Origin of the sequence: Desulfocicer vacuolatum DSM 3385, assembly GCF_900176365.1 — a bacterium.
Taxonomy (GTDB): domain Bacteria; phylum Desulfobacterota; class Desulfobacteria; order Desulfobacterales; family Desulfobacteraceae; genus Desulfocicer; species Desulfocicer vacuolatum.
On the sequence record NZ_FWXY01000016.1, the window covers coordinates 1 to 14,770 of the forward strand.

The following is a 14,770-nucleotide window of genomic DNA, read 5'->3' on the forward strand; positions in this document are numbered from 1 at the left end:
TCCATGGCATAGAGCATGGTGTGGCCGGTGCCGTCGGAGGTATAGCAGGTACGCCATTTTTTGGTGCCGCCGAAATCCCGGGAGGTGATCAAGCCGTGGGCTTCATTTTTCTCGGTGATGGTCACCTTCTTACCGTTGATGATGACATCTCTGTCACCCTTTTGTACCCGACTCCAGGGAACCCCCCAGGCGGTTAACTGGCGGATGGCCTTGGGTGCCGTGTTCACAAACATCCTTGCCACATCCTGGTCACATCCCCAGTCACTTCCCTTTACTGTATCTTCAAAATGGATCTCTTCATCATCGCCTTCGCCTTTGATGCCGGCACCAAGGCTTGCCTGCATGCCGCCCTGGGCTGCTGCGGAGTGGGATCGTTTGGCCGGCATCAGGGATAAAATAATGGAGTCATACCCCCGCTGCTTTGCGGCAATGGCAATCCTCAACCCCGCAAGACCGCCACCAATGACAAGTGAATCCGTATATATAACTTTCATCTATTGCTCCTCGTATCTGGGTTCTTTTTATTCTGTGTCCTGTTCATCTGCCGGGGCGGCATCCACTGCCTCCACTGTGGCATGGGGCATATAACGTTCCCCTGCCTGATCCTTGTGCCGGATACCGATGATGGAAAATACCAATAAGGCAAGAAGACCCACGGTGAGAAAGAAAATGGTCAGCCGCTTTTTCCACATTTTAAGTTTTTCACGGGAGGCACGGTAATCATCACCGGTGAACCAGCCCCATTTCATGCAGAGACGATAAAGACCGATGGTGCCATGGAGCTCCACTGCAAACAAAAGGATCAGATAAAGGGGCCACATGTTCGAAGAAATAACACGGTCGGCAGACAGATAGGGATCAATCTGACCCGGATGGGTGAGCATGATAAAAAGATGCACAGACCCCAGAAAAAACATGATAAAGGCCGTCACCACCTGGATATACCACAGGTTGGTGTCGTCGTGCTTCATCATGCCCATCTGTTGACGTATAATGGCGTGTTGTTTCCAGGAAATGGGAAATTTTCTTACGCCCAAAAGGGCATGGATAATAAAAAGGGTAAAAACACCCAGCACGGCAAAAAATACCGCCGCAGGAAAACCTTCCCCGGTGCTGGAAAGAAAAGAAAGTTCCATGAATTTTGCCACAAAATTAAACGAGCCCTTTCCCAGCAGAATGCTGGCCACAAGCATCATGTGCACCCACATGAACAGCCCCAGCACCAGGCCGGTACCACTTTGGGCAAGATCCAGCCGGGCCGGGATCCGGCTCTTTTTAACATTGTCATTCTCTATCAAGCGTTCCATTCATCCTCCTTGATGACCAAATTACAAATAAGATTTGAACTTGTCCCTAACCTCGATCACTCCGGTTAGTCAGTGGGAACATTCCCCAATGGCCGAAGTTAGAACCAAGCCCTGAGATTTATATAAGTTCGATACCCCCGTCATGTTTAAAAAAACAACACAGCAGGAATATGGATAAACCATATTCCTGCTTTATTTCTTAACGGTAAGGGTATCGTTCAAAAAATGGTTAAACAAAAATCACACTTTACCCCTAAAGAATTTTCAAATCCCCGGGACTGTGTATCACCGGTCACGCAATTAAAACGCCTGCTTGCACACATCCCCGATCTCTCCAAGGTTCTCGCACACATGGATACCATTCTTTTTAAATGCTTCCACCTTGGCCTGACCGGTTCCGCTGCTGCCGCTGATAATGGCACCGGCATGGCCCATGCGCCTGCCCGGAGGAGCCGTTAATCCGGCTATGAATCCCACCACCGGCTTGGTCACATGATTTTTAATGTATTCTGCGGCTTCTTCTTCGGCATTACCGCCGATCTCGCCCACCATGACAATGGATTTTGTGTCAGGGTCATTTTCAAAGGCTTCCAGCACATCTATAAAATTGGTACCGTTCACAGGGTCACCGCCAATGCCGATGCAGGTGGTCTGTCCCATGCCAAGCTTGGTGAGCTGGTCCACCACCTCGTAGGTGAGGGTACCGGACCGGGACACAACCCCCACAGGACCGCCTGCCATGTGAATCTTACCGGGCATAATACCGATCTTACACTCACCCGGTGTAATAATACCAGGGCAATTGGGTCCAATGAGACGGCATTTTTTAGTGGCCAGAAAATTTTTCACCCGAACCATATCCATCACCGGAATCCCCTCGGTGATGGCCACAATGAGATCCACACCGGCATCAGCTGCTTCCATGATGGCATCGGCCCCAAAGGGCGGTGGTACAAAAATAAGGCTGGCATTGGCTCCGGTGGCATTCACAGCCCCCCTCACCGTATCAAAAACCGGGATGCCGTCCATGTCCTGGCCGCCCTTGCCCGGAGTAACTCCGGCAACCACGTTGGTACCATATTCAACACACTGTCTTGCGTGGAACTTACCTTCCTTACCGGTAATTCCCTGCACAAGAAGTTTGGTCTCCTTGTTTACAAATATACTCACAACATTCTCCCCACGATCCTTTTACTGATGCAACCGGTATCTTTCTTCGCCCATTCATGGAAAACGGCAAAGAACTCTCTGAAGCTCACGCATCAGTGATGCTTGGCACAATCTATAATAAAGCATGCAAAAAAATACCAGAAAAAACGAACGTCACACCGATTTTTTTTCAATAAATGAACCGTCATTATTTATATACCGCCACGGGCGGAACGCATTCTGACCTCGATCTGCCCACAACGAAAATTGAAACCATCATAATTTAAGACATTTGCACGAAGTAGCACACAAAAAATGCAACCATGGCAGATGCGCAAAACTTTGTCAGTGGCAGTTACCATGTTTTATATTGCCGATGCTATTTTTGCCGCTGCATCCTTAAGATCCACAGCACTTGTCAGATCAAGGCCGGAATCAGCGAGAATTTTCTTTCCCTCATCCACATTGGTCCCTTCCATGCGCACCACAACGGGAATATTAATACCTGTTTTTTTGGCTGCCTGAACCACGCCTTCGGCAAACACATCACAACGCAAAATGCCACCGAAAATATTGATCAACACCGCTTTTACCTTTTCATCCATCAAGATGATACGAAGGGCATTTTCCACCTGCTCGGCAGAGGCTCCGCCTCCCACATCCATGAAGTTGGCGGGTTCAGCCCCGGCAAGCTTAATAATATCCATGGTGGCCATGGCAAGACCGGCCCCATTGACAATATTCCCCACATTGCCATCCAGGTTCACATAGTTGAGATTGAATTTTGAGGCTTCCACTTCCTGGGGATCCTCTTCATCCAGATCCCTGTATTCCAAAAGATCCTTATGACGAAACATGGCATTGGAGTCAATGTCCACCTTGGCATCCAGAGCAAGTACTTGGTCATCTGCCGTGAGAATCAAGGGATTTATCTCCACAAGGGAGCAGTCATTGGCCACAAAAAGAGTGTACAACTGCCGCACCAGGCCGGCAAACTGTTTTTTGCCTGCCTTGGGAATATCAAGGCCAAATCCCAGTTCTCCCAGCTGATAATTCTGGATACCCATAAGGGGGTCCACATAAATTTTAATGATTTTTTCCGGGGTATTGGCAGCCACCTCTTCTATGTCCATGCCACCCTCCCGGCTTGCCATGATAACCACCTTGGCTGTTTCCCGGTCCACCAGCATACTCAGATAGAGCTCTTTGGCAATATTCTGACCTGCCTCCACCAGAAGTTTTTTCACAAGCCTTCCCTCGGGACCTGTCTGGTGGGTCACCAGGGTCATGCCAAGGATTTCATCTGCAAGTTCCCCTGCTGCTTCCCTGGAAGGAGCGAGCTTTACGCCTCCGCCTTTGCCACGGCCGCCAGCATGTATCTGGGCTTTTACAACCACGGGGTATCCCCCCAGTTGTTCTGCAACATTCAGGGCCTCTTCCCGGGAAAAAGCAACCTGGCCTTGGGGAACAGGCACATCATACTTTCTAAAAAGCTCCTTTGCCTGGTACTCATGTATCTTCATAATAAATCCTTAACACATTTTAATAGTTTCTTTTTTGTCACACATAGGACAGCAGTCTTTCGGCCGCTGCGGTGGGGGACATTAACTCATTTTCAACCTGATGGGAAATATGGGGCATATTGGCCCTGACATCGGGATTTTCTTTGAATCGATCCTTTAAACCCGTTTCCAGAAGATGCCACATCCAGTCCAAGGCCTGGGCCCTTCTTCTCTGTTCAAATTCTTTTGTCTCTTTCATTTTCCGGCGATGCTCAAGCACCGTTTCCCAGACATTTACTGTCCCCCCCTCCAGCATGGAACTGCAAGTGAGAACTGGGGGCCGCCAGGTGGGGGATTCCGGGGTGACCATGTGCATGGCAATTTCATACTCCTGCCTGGCACTGGAAGCCCGTTCCAGATTATCCCCATCCGCCTTATTAATGGCAATGGCATCGGCCACCTCAAGGATACCTTTTTTAATACCCTGGAGTTCATCTCCAGCCCCGGCAATCATCAGGGCCAGAAAAAAATCCACCATGGTGGACACCTGGGTTTCAGATTGCCCCACCCCCACGGTCTCCACCATGACCACATCAAACCCGGCAGCTTCACACACCAGCATCATCTCCCGGGTTTTTGCCGCCACCCCCCCCAATGTTTCCCCGGAGGGGGAGGGACGGATGAATGCATTTTCATGGCAGGCAAGCTGTTCCATACGGGTTTTATCCCCCAGAATACTGCCTCCGCTTCGCTGGCTTGATGGATCCACGGCAAGTACCGCCACCTTGTGGCCTTTGTTGGCAAGATAAAGCCCCAAATTTTCCACAAAGGTGCTTTTACCAACGCCGGGGACACCGGTGATGCCAAGACGCACTGATTTTCCTGTGTGGGGAAGCAGTCCATCCATCATCCGGGCCGCCATGGTCCGGTGCAGGGGAAGGGAACTTTCCACAAGGGTCATTGATTTGGCAATCCAACGACGATTTCCTTCCAAAACGCCTTTAACAAAGGCATCACATTGGTGTAAATCCATTATTATCAGGCTCCCAGGGCATTCAGAGTTTTATTGGCACAATCTGTAACAACACTTCCCGGACCAAACACTTCAACGGCACCGGCCGCCTTTAACATATCATAGTCTTTGGGAGGAATAATACCGCCCACCACCACCTTGATATCTTCAGCTCCTTCATTTTTCAAAGCTTCAACCAATGCAGGTACCAAGGTTTTATGCCCGGCGGCAAGGCTTGAAACCCCCACCACATGGACATCGTTTTCCACAGCCATGCGGGCGGCTTCTTCCGGTGTCTGGAACATGGGGCTGATGTCCACATCAAACCCAAAATCAGCATAGGCTGTGGCAATGACCTTAACGCCTCTGTCATGACCGTCCTGTCCCATTTTAGTCACCAGGATACGGGGTCTTCGGCCGTTGGCCTTCTCAAAATCTTCAGTTCTTTTTCTAAGGGCGGCAATGATTTCAGTATCCTGATATTCAGAGGCATAGACACCGGAAATACACTGGGTGGTGGCAACAAATCTTCCAAACACCGTTTCCATGGCGTCTGATATTTCTCCCACTGTGGCCCTGGCCCGCACCGCTTCAATGGAGGCAGCCAAAAGGTTGCCGTCTGTCTGGGCAGCCTTTTTTACATTTTCCAGGGCCTTTTCAACGGCATTGGCATCCCTGTTCTTTTTGATCTCCGCCAGACGGGCCACCTGTTCGGTTCTCACCTCATCACTGATCTCAAGGACTTCTATGGGTTTTTCATCGTCAATGGTGTATTTGTTCACCCCCACAATAACATCTGCCCCGCCGTCAATTCTGGCCTGACGTCGGGCCGCCACCTCTTCAATGCGACGTTTGGGCATACCTGTCTCAATGGCCTTTGCCATGCCCCCAAGATCTTCAACTTCTTTTAAGATCTTTCTGACTTCATCCACAATGTTCTGGGTCAATGATTCCACATAGTAGGAGCCGCCCAGGGGATCCACCACGGAAGTGACTTTGGACTCTTCCTGAACAATGATCTGGGTGTTTCTGGCAATTCTGGCAGAGGTTTCCGTGGGAAGGCCCACAGCTTCATCAAAGGAGTTGGTGTGCAATGACTGGGTGCCCCCAAGTACGGCGGACATGCATTCCAGTGTGGTGCGGATGATGTTATTATAAGGATCCTGCTGGGTCAAACTCCACCCCGAGGTCTGGCAATGGGTTCTGAGCATGCTGGATTTGGGATTTTTGGGATTAAACTGTGACATGAGCTCGGCCCAGAGAAACCGGGCTGCCCGCAGCATGGCAATGTCCATGAAAAAGTTCATGCCAATGCCAAAGAAAAAAGAAAGTCGCGGGGCAAAAGCATCTATGTCAAGACCTGTGGCCAGAGCCGCCTTGACATATTCAAGTCCGTCGGCCAGGGTAAAGGCTGTCTGGAGTACGGAATCGGCCCCGGCCTCCATCATGTGGTACCCACTGATACTGACTGTATTGAACTTTGGCATGTTTTCGGAACAATACCCGATGATGTCGGCAATGATGCGCATGGACGGTGTGGGTGGGTAGATATAGGTATTCCGGGTGAGGTACTCCTTTAAAATATCGTTCTGGATGGTACCTGAAAGCTGTTCCTGTTTAACGCCCTGCTCTTCGGCCGCCACAATATACCCGGCAAGGATGGGCAACACAGCGCCGTTCATGGTCATGGATACGGACATCTTATCCAGGGGAATCTGGTCAAAGAGAATCTTCATATCTTCAACGGAATCCACGGCAACCCCGGCTTTTCCCACATCCCCAAATACCCGGGGATGATCCGAGTCATACCCTCTATGGGTGGCAAGATCAAAGGCAACGGAAAGGCCCTTTTGTCCTGCGGCAAGATTTTTCCGGTAAAAGGCGTTGGACTCCTTAGCTGTGGAAAACCCGGCATATTGACGAATGGTCCAGGGGCGCCCCGCATACATGGTGGCCTTGGGTCCCCGGACAAAGGGGGAAAATCCGGGCAATGAGGATTTAAATTCAACAGATTCAAGGTCTTCTGCTGTGTAAAGCGGTTTAATTTCAATCCCTTCCGGGGTCTGGGTATTCAATGATTCAAGGGATTTTCCCCTGAGTTCCTTTTCAGCCAGAGTTTTCCAGCTATTTACATCCGGTACTTGTGACATGTTCAATACCTTTCCTTTTAGAAGATGATGATGCGTATATATCCATTTTGTTCAACCACAAAAGCCAGGGGTAGTTTATTTTAATCCCGCTGACACAACTCCACCAGAACACCGGATGTGTCTTTGGGGTGTAAAAACGCAATTCTGGCACCACCGGCCCCGTTGCGCGGTTTTTCATCAATGAGCCGAATTCCCTTGGCTTTTAACTCCTCCAGTGCGGCATCAATGTTTTCCACCCGAAAAGCCACATGCTGGATACCTTCACCTTTTTTATCAATGTATTTTGCCACTGGACCGTCCGGGGCTGTGGATTCCAGAAGTTCCACTTCACTTTCTCCCACGGGTAAAAATGCGGTGGTGACTTTCTGCGCTTCAACGGTTTCAGTACCAGCAAACTCCATGCCAAGAACATCTGTCCAAAAATTTTTTCCTTTATCAATGCTTTTAACGGCAATTCCGAGATGATCAATTTTAAGAATTTTCATGTTTCTCCTTCATTTTTTTGTAAAACCGCCACGGGTGGACCGCATTGTGATCCGGTTCCGCCCACAACAAATTTTGAAATACAGCCTTGATTTGCAGAGTATTTCATATAACTGCCACGGGCAGATCTTATTTTGATCTCGTTCTGCCCACAACGAAGCTTGAAATACGCCCCTGGTTTGCGGAGTATTTCATATAAAAGAACAAACTCATTTTTTTATATCATCATTCTTTTTCCGGCACGGAGATGGCTCGCCACACCATGTCAAACAGGACATTACTCTGTTCAGCAAGGCTCTCCTTGCATCCCCGCTGGACCCACATGAAAAAAGAGCGCTGCACCAGCCCCATCATGATATCCAGCAAAACGCCAGACCGAACCCGGGGATTAAGAATGCCTTCTTCCTGGCCTTTTTTCAGGACTTCCAGGTAAAGGTGAACCATCTTTTTCTGTTCAAAGGTTTTATCGGCCATCCATGTAGCCATGGGAAGGGTCATAAAAAGCATACGGCCCAAATAGGGGTGTCGTTCATAATAATCCAGCTGAAGCCAGAAAACTTTTCGCAATTTTTCTTTAAGATCTTCAATGCCCTGAAGATGGTCTATGATGCGATCAGTGAGCCTGCCCAGCCATAGATTCACATAGGTGAACACCAACTGTTCCTTGCTGCCGAAATGCTTATATATGGTGGTGAAACTCACCCCGGCCGCCTTTGCCACATCCCGGATATTTGCCCTGTGAAAATCGGAATGGGAAAAAACATCCATCACAGCTTTTTCCAGACGATTGCTCACTTCAGGCCTTAATGCAGGTAACAATGTTTTTTTATTTTCCGTCATGGTTTTAGCCGTTATTTAGAGGCTTTAATCCTTTAATATTTTATAATTGAGAACTTTATTCGCCACGGAATACCAAAATCAAACGATAATATGCTGTAATGGTTAAATTTAAGAGCATTCCGATCTTGAATGACAAAAAGGGAGTGGTGTGCGCAGACGCATCAAACCCGTTTCTTGTACCAGGCAGGCACCACACAGTGATTTAAAAAAAGAAAAACATTGTTACTGTTTACTGCATACCACCGGGACCTTTGGCATGTCAAGAAAAAAAACAGCCCCACCCCGAATATCTCCTAAGTTGCCATGGCGTTGTGATATCGTTCATAAAATTCCTTGCAAAATCACCTTGTTTTGTGCATACAGAACAGGACATGACACACTGGCATGAATCCACATATATAAAAACATGGGTCAAGGAAATACTGTCACCACTGCACCTGCTCATGTTTATCATTCTGACGGTTACCACAATATCGGAATGGCAAATGAGCTGGTGTGAACATCTTGTGGGGGCATACCTTGCATCCAGCAACGAAAAAAGACCGGAAATCGGTACGGTGTGGGAAGCCGACGGCCGAACCACCACGGCCCGCTCATACCTGAAAACAATCACGGACAGCCACAAAGAAGCCAGCAGATATGCCAGGGAGGCTTCCTCTTTTATCCAGCTGGCATCGGGCATTTTACCGGGGCAATGGACCCACCTGGGCAAAACACATTTCAGGCAACTCTATCTGGCCCTGCCGGAGCCCACAGCCACAGAACTCATTCCCACCCTGGAACTTGTGTGGCTTTTCAATGCCACTGATATGAATAAAATTTTTTGTGAAGGAAAACCCAATGGCCTGGATATCTATTTTCTGAACCCGGAAAACAGAATTCTTAAAAAAATTTTCCTGAGTCGGACAAAAATGACACACCTTGACCAGGAAAACCATATTTTCAAAGGTTCCCTGGAGGATATTGACGATTTCGCAGGCACCATATATACGGCGAATCACTTTTTCAAAACCGCACTGGCACTGCCCGCAGAAACGCTTTCTGAACTGATTATTCGACCGGAAATACTTTTGCCCCACCGGGGTAAGATATCACAGGTGGGGATCTGGCCGAATCAAAAATCAGGGTATGTCCAGATGGGCTTTGAAATCCAGACGTCCCAAAACAACATGGTTATTTTCACAAAAGGACGAAAGCAGGCTGTCCGGCAGCTGACCCGGCAGCTCACAGGAAAAAACCAATGAACCGAATGCCCCGCCCCATAAAGTGGATTTCCAGCCTTTTTTATATGGGACTCCTGACCGCAGGGTGCATTGTTATTATTCTATTTTTTTTCATCTTTTACGGATCAGAACGCCTCCCCAGAGTTCCCCACCCCCTGGCCCGCATCATTGAAACCCCTAAAACACAGATTTATGCAGCCACCGGAGAAAAACTCATTACCCTTGGCAAAAAAAAACCGGTCCCCCTTTCGCGCATTTCCCCCCATTTTATAAATGCCATTCTGGCAGTGGAAGACCATCGTTTCATGCGGCACAGCGGATTAAATAAATCAAGGACGTTAAAGGCCCTGTACATCACCTTGATACAGCCAGGCAAAATACAGGGCGCATCCACCATCACCCAGCAGCTGGCTAAGAATCTTTTCTTCAGTTTTAAACAGACCTATCTGAGAAAATTCAAGGAACTTCTGGTGGCTTTACAGATAGAGCACACCTTTTCCAAAGAAGAAATCCTCCACGCCTATGTGAACCAGATTGCCTTTGGGGCCGGTGCCCAGGGAGTGGAACGGGCCGCCCGTGTTTTTTTTAATAAACCGGCATCGGATTTGACCCTGGCCGAAGCAACCCTTCTGGCAGGTCTTCCCCAATCCCCCACCCGCTACAACCCCCTCCGCCATTATGACCGGGCACTTAAACGAAGGGAAGTGGTGATTCGTCGCATGGTGGCCACAGGATATCTCACCCGGAAAAAGGCACAACAGGTACTCCAGGAAAACCCTACGTTGTCAATCCGCCACAGAGATAGCGAAATCCACAGCTATTTTCTGGACACCGTCATTACCCGACTGATTCAACGATATGGCAAGGATGTGGTGTTTCACGGTGGCATCAGGGTCACCACCACACTGGACAGCGCCATGCAAAGGGCGGCCCGGGCATCGGTGACCAAGGGCATAGCTGCACTGGACGCCGATCCGGGAATAGACAATACGCCTGAAACAATCCCCCAGGCAGCCTTGGTGGCCGTTGATACGGATTCTGGAGCAGTAAAAGCCTTTATGGGGAAAAGGGAGTGTCTCCGATCACAGTTCAATGGAGCCGGATCCGAAAAATGTCAAGCCGGGTCCAGCTTTGCCCCATTTATTTATTATGCCGCCATGGAAAAATTAAATATCCACGGCGGCACAGAGGTGCGCGCCCCCAGGGAGGTGACCCCACCCTTTAAAAAGGAAAAAGTATTAAATACCGGGCACCTCCCCCGGGAGCACATGATTTTAAAACAGAGCATGACCGTTGCCGGGGACAGGATCGCTTTGCAATTACTGGAAAAAACAAGCCTGGACAGCGTCATCAGCACGGCCCGTATCTGCGGCATTAAAAGCCCCATCACCTCTTCCCATACCCGGGGAGTTTTCGCGGCACAGGTAACCCCTGAAGAAATGGCCTCTGCCTATGCCACCTTTGCATCGGGGGGGATTCAGCATGATCCTTTCTTTATCCGGCGTGTGGAGGATGCACAGGGAGATGTTATCTACGAACATTTAATACAAAACAAAGAGGTATTGGATGCAGCCACTGCATTTCAAGTGGTGGACATGATGCAATGTGTTGTGGACAAAGGGCCAGCCCAACAGGTGAGACAACAAGGTTTTTTTCGTCCAGCTGCCGGACAGACAGGAACAGAAAAGGGAGATGATGATGCCTGGTTCACTGGATTCACACCGGAAATATGCACCTCTGTGTGGATCGGATATGACACCGCCGGCAAAACAAAAACCCATGCACACAGCGCAACAACCTGCACTGCCGCCGCCGTTTCCATCTGGACGTCTTTTATGTCCCAGGCACTTGGAAATGAACCTGTAAGATCCTTTCGTATTCCTGACAACATCACTTTTAAAAGCGTGGATGCCCTCACGGGCTGCCCCCCGGCAACCGGTGACACCGCCACTTTCGTTGTCCCCCTCAAACCTGACCAGACCATTTGCGGAGACACGCCATAATGCATTTTCTTTCCAAACATCTGGCCATCAGAATCTGGATAACAGCGCTGGCAGGCATCCCCCTCTCTTTTATAATGATCTCCCCCGTCAGCAAGGAGATTCCCCACCTTTCCCCCCCGGTGGTGTATGTGCTTATCATATGTCTTGTTTTCATCATAACAGGTGTTGGAATGAATTTCATGGCTTGTCAATTGATTAAAAACGCCATTCAAAATGCCCGAAAATATGAACAAAACGGACAAAACAAGCAGTGCGAAAATCAATTAATAAAAGCGGTATCAATCTATAACAGTGCTTTTTTGCTACCCTGGAAAAAACAGAACACTGTGGAAAAACTCACCGGAGCCATGGCCCGTTTTTCCCTGACCCATGACCGTGCCACGCCATTGTTCATCAACGCCACAACACAATTTTTAAAATTTTGCCCCCATGAAACCGATATTGCTGCCCAATGGTTAAAAAAAGAAGCCTTTTTTCTCCCCAATGATCCCGACTGTGACCGGGCTCTCACCCTTATTGCCCGGTCACAAAAAGACAATATCTCCATTCTTCCCCTGCTGCTGCATCGCTTTGTGAAAACCCGTCGATGTGATTTCCAGGCCCGGAATCTCTATACCTTATGTAAAAAGGTCCGCCTGCTGTCTCCATCCATGGAACAAAAAATCCTGACCATTGTTCCCGATGCTTTTACCGAATTCCCGGCTATGGATTCCTTAAACAGCATCCCGGTGCCTTCCGACGCCAAAAGCAATACCGCTTTTTCATCCCCATATCAACCCAAATAACGGCCATGGTCAGACCTTTTTCTGATCTCGTTCTGCCCATAACGAATGTTTAAAATGGTATGATGTGCCCCCGAGGGATAATGGGAGCGGCCCGGAGCCATAGACGGTCCAAGGGCAAACAGCCCAATGGCTCGAACCATCACCCATCAGGGTTCTGTTCAGGGGGATCAATAAAAAATAAAAAAGATTTGACACGCTTTCCCTGGGCCTGTATAAAAATCATAACAACAAACTGGAGATAACAATGAGTCAGAATTTTGCAGGCAGCTTTTATTATTTTTATAACTTCTATTTTAGGAGGCTGCCTGGGCTGTTCTGATTTAATTGATACATAATTAAAACATGAAAAGCCGCAGGCCAGACCCTGCGGCTTTTTTTGTTTTCTTAAACCGCAGTTAAAACCCGGCCTCTGTCTATTTCATGTTTTCAACCCACCACAGGAGAATGAAAACATGCAACGCACCTATGATGTTAACGTAGAAAATTTTCAACCCCTCATTACACCGGATGAATTCAAAGATGCATACCCCTTGAGCACGGAATCGGCAAAAACAATTCTGGAGGGCCGGGAGGAGATCAAACGCATCCTGTCAGGCAAAGACAACAGACGTCTTATCATCACCGGTCCCTGCTCTGTTCATGACGAAACCGCAGCCCTGGAATATGCTGAAAAATTGTGCAAACTCAGGGAAGAAGTCAAAGACACATTTGATATAATCATGCGGGTTTACTTTGAAAAGCCGCGCACTTCCATTGGATGGAAAGGCCTCATCAATGACCCCTATATGGATGATTCCCGGGATTTGATGGAAGGATTGCGCCGGGCCAGAAAACTGCTGCTGGCCATCACTGCCATGGGAATGCCAACGGCAACAGAAATGCTGGACCCCATTATTCCCCAGTACATCGCAGGCCTGGTGTGCTGGACAGCCATTGGTGCCAGAACCACAGAATCCCAGACCCACCGGGAGATGTCCAGCGGTCTTTCCATGCCCGTGGGATTCAAGAACTGCACTGACGGCGCCTTGAGCACGGCCATAAACTCCATGATTGCCGCCGCTGCTCCCCAGAGTTTTCTGGGCATTAACGAACATGGCCTGGTGAGCATTGTAAACACCAAGGGCAACCCATATGCCCACATTGTCTTAAGGGGCGGCAAACGACCCAACTACGACTCTGTGAGCATCCGGGAAGCTGTTGAAACCCTGAAACAAAAAAAACTTACCCAGGCCATTATTGTGGACTGTTCCCATGCCAACTCACATAAAAAATACCAACGCCAGCCCATTGTGTGGGAGGATGTGCTCAATCAGATACTCATGGACACGGACACCGGCCATGCCATCAAGGGACTCATGCTGGAAAGCAATCTATGCCAGGGAAGCCAAAGCATGGAGTGTGCCCCGGAGGATCTTACCTATGGGGTATCTGTCACCGACGAGTGTATCTCCTGGGAAACCACAGAAGAATTAATAATGGGTGCCCACGAAAAAATTAAACAACACCAGGCAATGTAAAGAGGCCACCCAAAGGAAAATGTCCATGTTGACACTAATCCCCGATGAGAATATTCACTGGTCCCCGGAACCGGACATCATTGTCCGGGCCAGACGGTTTTCCACCTTCCTCCTGAAAACCCTTAGGGACCCCCATGGATTTCATGGGTTTGCCACCCGCCGGGCCGACCAATTTATTCCCGGGGATTTTATTTTTAACTTTCTTTCTCCAACGGAACTGGATACGGTTAACCGTTTTAAGAGCTTGAAAAAACAGGTGGAGTGGATGGCTGGAAGGCATCTGGTAAAAGAGATGGTGTGTGCTTCAGCCCCCAAAGGCACAAACCCATGGGACATCACCATCTCATACCGGGATCAGGGGGCTCCGTTTCTGCCCCGGTATCCCGGGGTACAAATTTCCATCACCCACTCCGGCGATTATGCGGCAGTGGCCCTGTGTCACAATAAAAATAAAACCATGGGCCTGGACCTGGAAGAAATCGGGCCGGTTCCCGATGCCGGATTCATGAAACTTGCATTTACAAAAGCAGAAAGAGAATACATGGGAAATGATCCCATGAAAATTTTCAGGAGCTGGACCTTAAAAGAAGCCTTCTTGAAATATATTAAAAAGGGATTTAACGAAAGCCTGCACCAGGTGGAAATTTTACATGATGATATTTTATACAAAGGCACCAAGACCCGGGTGAAGCTGTTTTGTGCCACCATTGGTCCCGGGTATTCGATTTCACTTGTCACGGACGAAAATCATGGGCCAGAGATTTAAAACCTGTCCACAATTTCAATTGCTACTCCACAA

13 protein-coding genes are annotated in these 14,770 nt (G+C 48.8%); 5 read left to right on the forward strand and 8 right to left on the reverse strand.

Translation table 11 applies throughout. From position 1 onward, the window contains the following. From B9A32_RS14065 to B9A32_RS14100, 8 genes are all read right to left on the reverse strand, one after another. Positions 1-494: FAD-binding protein (locus B9A32_RS14065; RefSeq protein WP_139795838.1), on the reverse strand; the 494-nt coding region annotated here is incomplete at its 3' end. A gap of 27 nt (positions 495-521) precedes the next feature. Continuing rightward, positions 522-1,307: a fumarate reductase cytochrome b subunit gene (locus B9A32_RS14070; RefSeq protein ID WP_084070089.1), complete on the reverse strand. Its 786-nt coding sequence runs from the start codon at positions 1,305-1,307 to the stop codon at positions 522-524. A 300-nt stretch (positions 1,308-1,607) separates the two neighbouring features. Further along, entirely contained in the window at positions 1,608-2,477 is an 870-nt protein-coding gene (gene sucD / locus B9A32_RS14075) for a succinate--CoA ligase subunit alpha (RefSeq protein WP_084070090.1), read from the reverse strand. 344 nt (positions 2,478-2,821) lie between these two features. After that, a complete protein-coding gene (gene sucC / locus B9A32_RS14080) occupies positions 2,822-3,979 on the reverse strand; it encodes an ADP-forming succinate--CoA ligase subunit beta (RefSeq protein ID WP_084070091.1) in 1,158 nt (385 codons plus the stop codon). 37 nt (positions 3,980-4,016) lie between these two features. Beyond that, the gene (gene meaB / locus B9A32_RS14085) at positions 4,017-4,991 is read right to left on the reverse strand and encodes a methylmalonyl Co-A mutase-associated GTPase MeaB (protein WP_084070092.1); all 975 of its coding nucleotides are present in this window, start codon (positions 4,989-4,991) and stop codon (positions 4,017-4,019) included. Between the two features lie 5 nt (positions 4,992-4,996). After that, positions 4,997-7,120, reverse strand: coding sequence for a methylmalonyl-CoA mutase (gene scpA, locus B9A32_RS14090; RefSeq protein WP_084070093.1), 2,124 nt, complete (start codon positions 7,118-7,120; stop codon positions 4,997-4,999). An 80-nt stretch (positions 7,121-7,200) separates the two neighbouring features. Then, on the reverse strand, positions 7,201-7,605 hold the full coding sequence (gene mce, locus B9A32_RS14095; RefSeq protein WP_084070094.1) for a methylmalonyl-CoA epimerase: 405 nt from the start codon (positions 7,603-7,605) through the stop codon (positions 7,201-7,203). Between the two features lie 223 nt (positions 7,606-7,828). Continuing rightward, positions 7,829-8,443, reverse strand: coding sequence for a TetR/AcrR family transcriptional regulator (locus B9A32_RS14100; RefSeq protein WP_232367169.1), 615 nt, complete (start codon positions 8,441-8,443; stop codon positions 7,829-7,831). A gap of 485 nt (positions 8,444-8,928) precedes the next feature. Between B9A32_RS14100 and B9A32_RS14105 the strand changes: the two genes are divergently transcribed. The 5 genes from B9A32_RS14105 (at position 8,929) to B9A32_RS14125 (ending at position 14,737) form a co-directional block, all read left to right on the forward strand. Beyond that, complete coding sequence (locus B9A32_RS14105; protein WP_139795839.1) at positions 8,929-9,687, forward strand: hypothetical protein; 759 nt, start codon at positions 8,929-8,931, stop codon at positions 9,685-9,687. Next, positions 9,684-11,669, forward strand: coding sequence for a transglycosylase domain-containing protein (locus B9A32_RS14110; RefSeq protein WP_084070096.1), 1,986 nt, complete (start codon positions 9,684-9,686; stop codon positions 11,667-11,669). The genes B9A32_RS14105 and B9A32_RS14110 overlap by 4 nt, the downstream gene beginning before the upstream one ends. Beyond that, positions 11,669-12,454, forward strand: coding sequence for a hypothetical protein (locus B9A32_RS14115; RefSeq protein WP_084070097.1), 786 nt, complete (start codon positions 11,669-11,671; stop codon positions 12,452-12,454). Before B9A32_RS14110 ends, B9A32_RS14115 begins: the two co-directional genes overlap by 1 nt. 452 nt (positions 12,455-12,906) lie before the next feature. Continuing rightward, positions 12,907-13,971 (forward strand): 3-deoxy-7-phosphoheptulonate synthase, encoded by a 1,065-nt coding sequence (locus B9A32_RS14120; protein ID WP_084070098.1) that lies wholly within the window; start codon positions 12,907-12,909, stop codon positions 13,969-13,971. A gap of 25 nt (positions 13,972-13,996) precedes the next feature. Continuing rightward, positions 13,997-14,737: a 4'-phosphopantetheinyl transferase family protein gene (locus B9A32_RS14125; protein ID WP_170923838.1), complete on the forward strand. Its 741-nt coding sequence runs from the start codon at positions 13,997-13,999 to the stop codon at positions 14,735-14,737. Positions 14,738-14,770 lie beyond the last annotated feature (33 nt).

What these genes read in the sequence shown, in the direction of transcription:
- B9A32_RS14070 (WP_084070089.1), bottom strand. Translation starts at nt 1,307, where the DNA reads ATGGAACGCTTGATAGAGAATGACAATGTTAAAAAGAGCCGGATCCCG.
- sucC (WP_084070091.1), bottom strand. Translation starts at nt 3,979, where the DNA reads ATGAAGATACATGAGTACCAGGCAAAGGAGCTTTTTAGAAAGTATGAT.
- meaB (WP_084070092.1), bottom strand. Translation starts at nt 4,991, where the DNA reads ATGGATTTACACCAATGTGATGCCTTTGTTAAAGGCGTTTTGGAAGGA.
- scpA (WP_084070093.1), bottom strand. Translation starts at nt 7,120, where the DNA reads ATGTCACAAGTACCGGATGTAAATAGCTGGAAAACTCTGGCTGAAAAG.
- mce (WP_084070094.1), bottom strand. Translation starts at nt 7,605, where the DNA reads ATGAAAATTCTTAAAATTGATCATCTCGGAATTGCCGTTAAAAGCATT.
- B9A32_RS14100 (WP_232367169.1), bottom strand. Translation starts at nt 8,443, where the DNA reads ATGACGGAAAATAAAAAAACATTGTTACCTGCATTAAGGCCTGAAGTG.
- B9A32_RS14105 (WP_139795839.1), top strand. Translation starts at nt 8,929, where the DNA reads ATGAGCTGGTGTGAACATCTTGTGGGGGCATACCTTGCATCCAGCAAC.
- B9A32_RS14110 (WP_084070096.1), top strand. Translation starts at nt 9,684, where the DNA reads ATGAACCGAATGCCCCGCCCCATAAAGTGGATTTCCAGCCTTTTTTAT.
- B9A32_RS14115 (WP_084070097.1), top strand. Translation starts at nt 11,669, where the DNA reads ATGCATTTTCTTTCCAAACATCTGGCCATCAGAATCTGGATAACAGCG.
- B9A32_RS14120 (WP_084070098.1), top strand. Translation starts at nt 12,907, where the DNA reads ATGCAACGCACCTATGATGTTAACGTAGAAAATTTTCAACCCCTCATT.
- B9A32_RS14125 (WP_170923838.1), top strand. Translation starts at nt 13,997, where the DNA reads ATGTTGACACTAATCCCCGATGAGAATATTCACTGGTCCCCGGAACCG.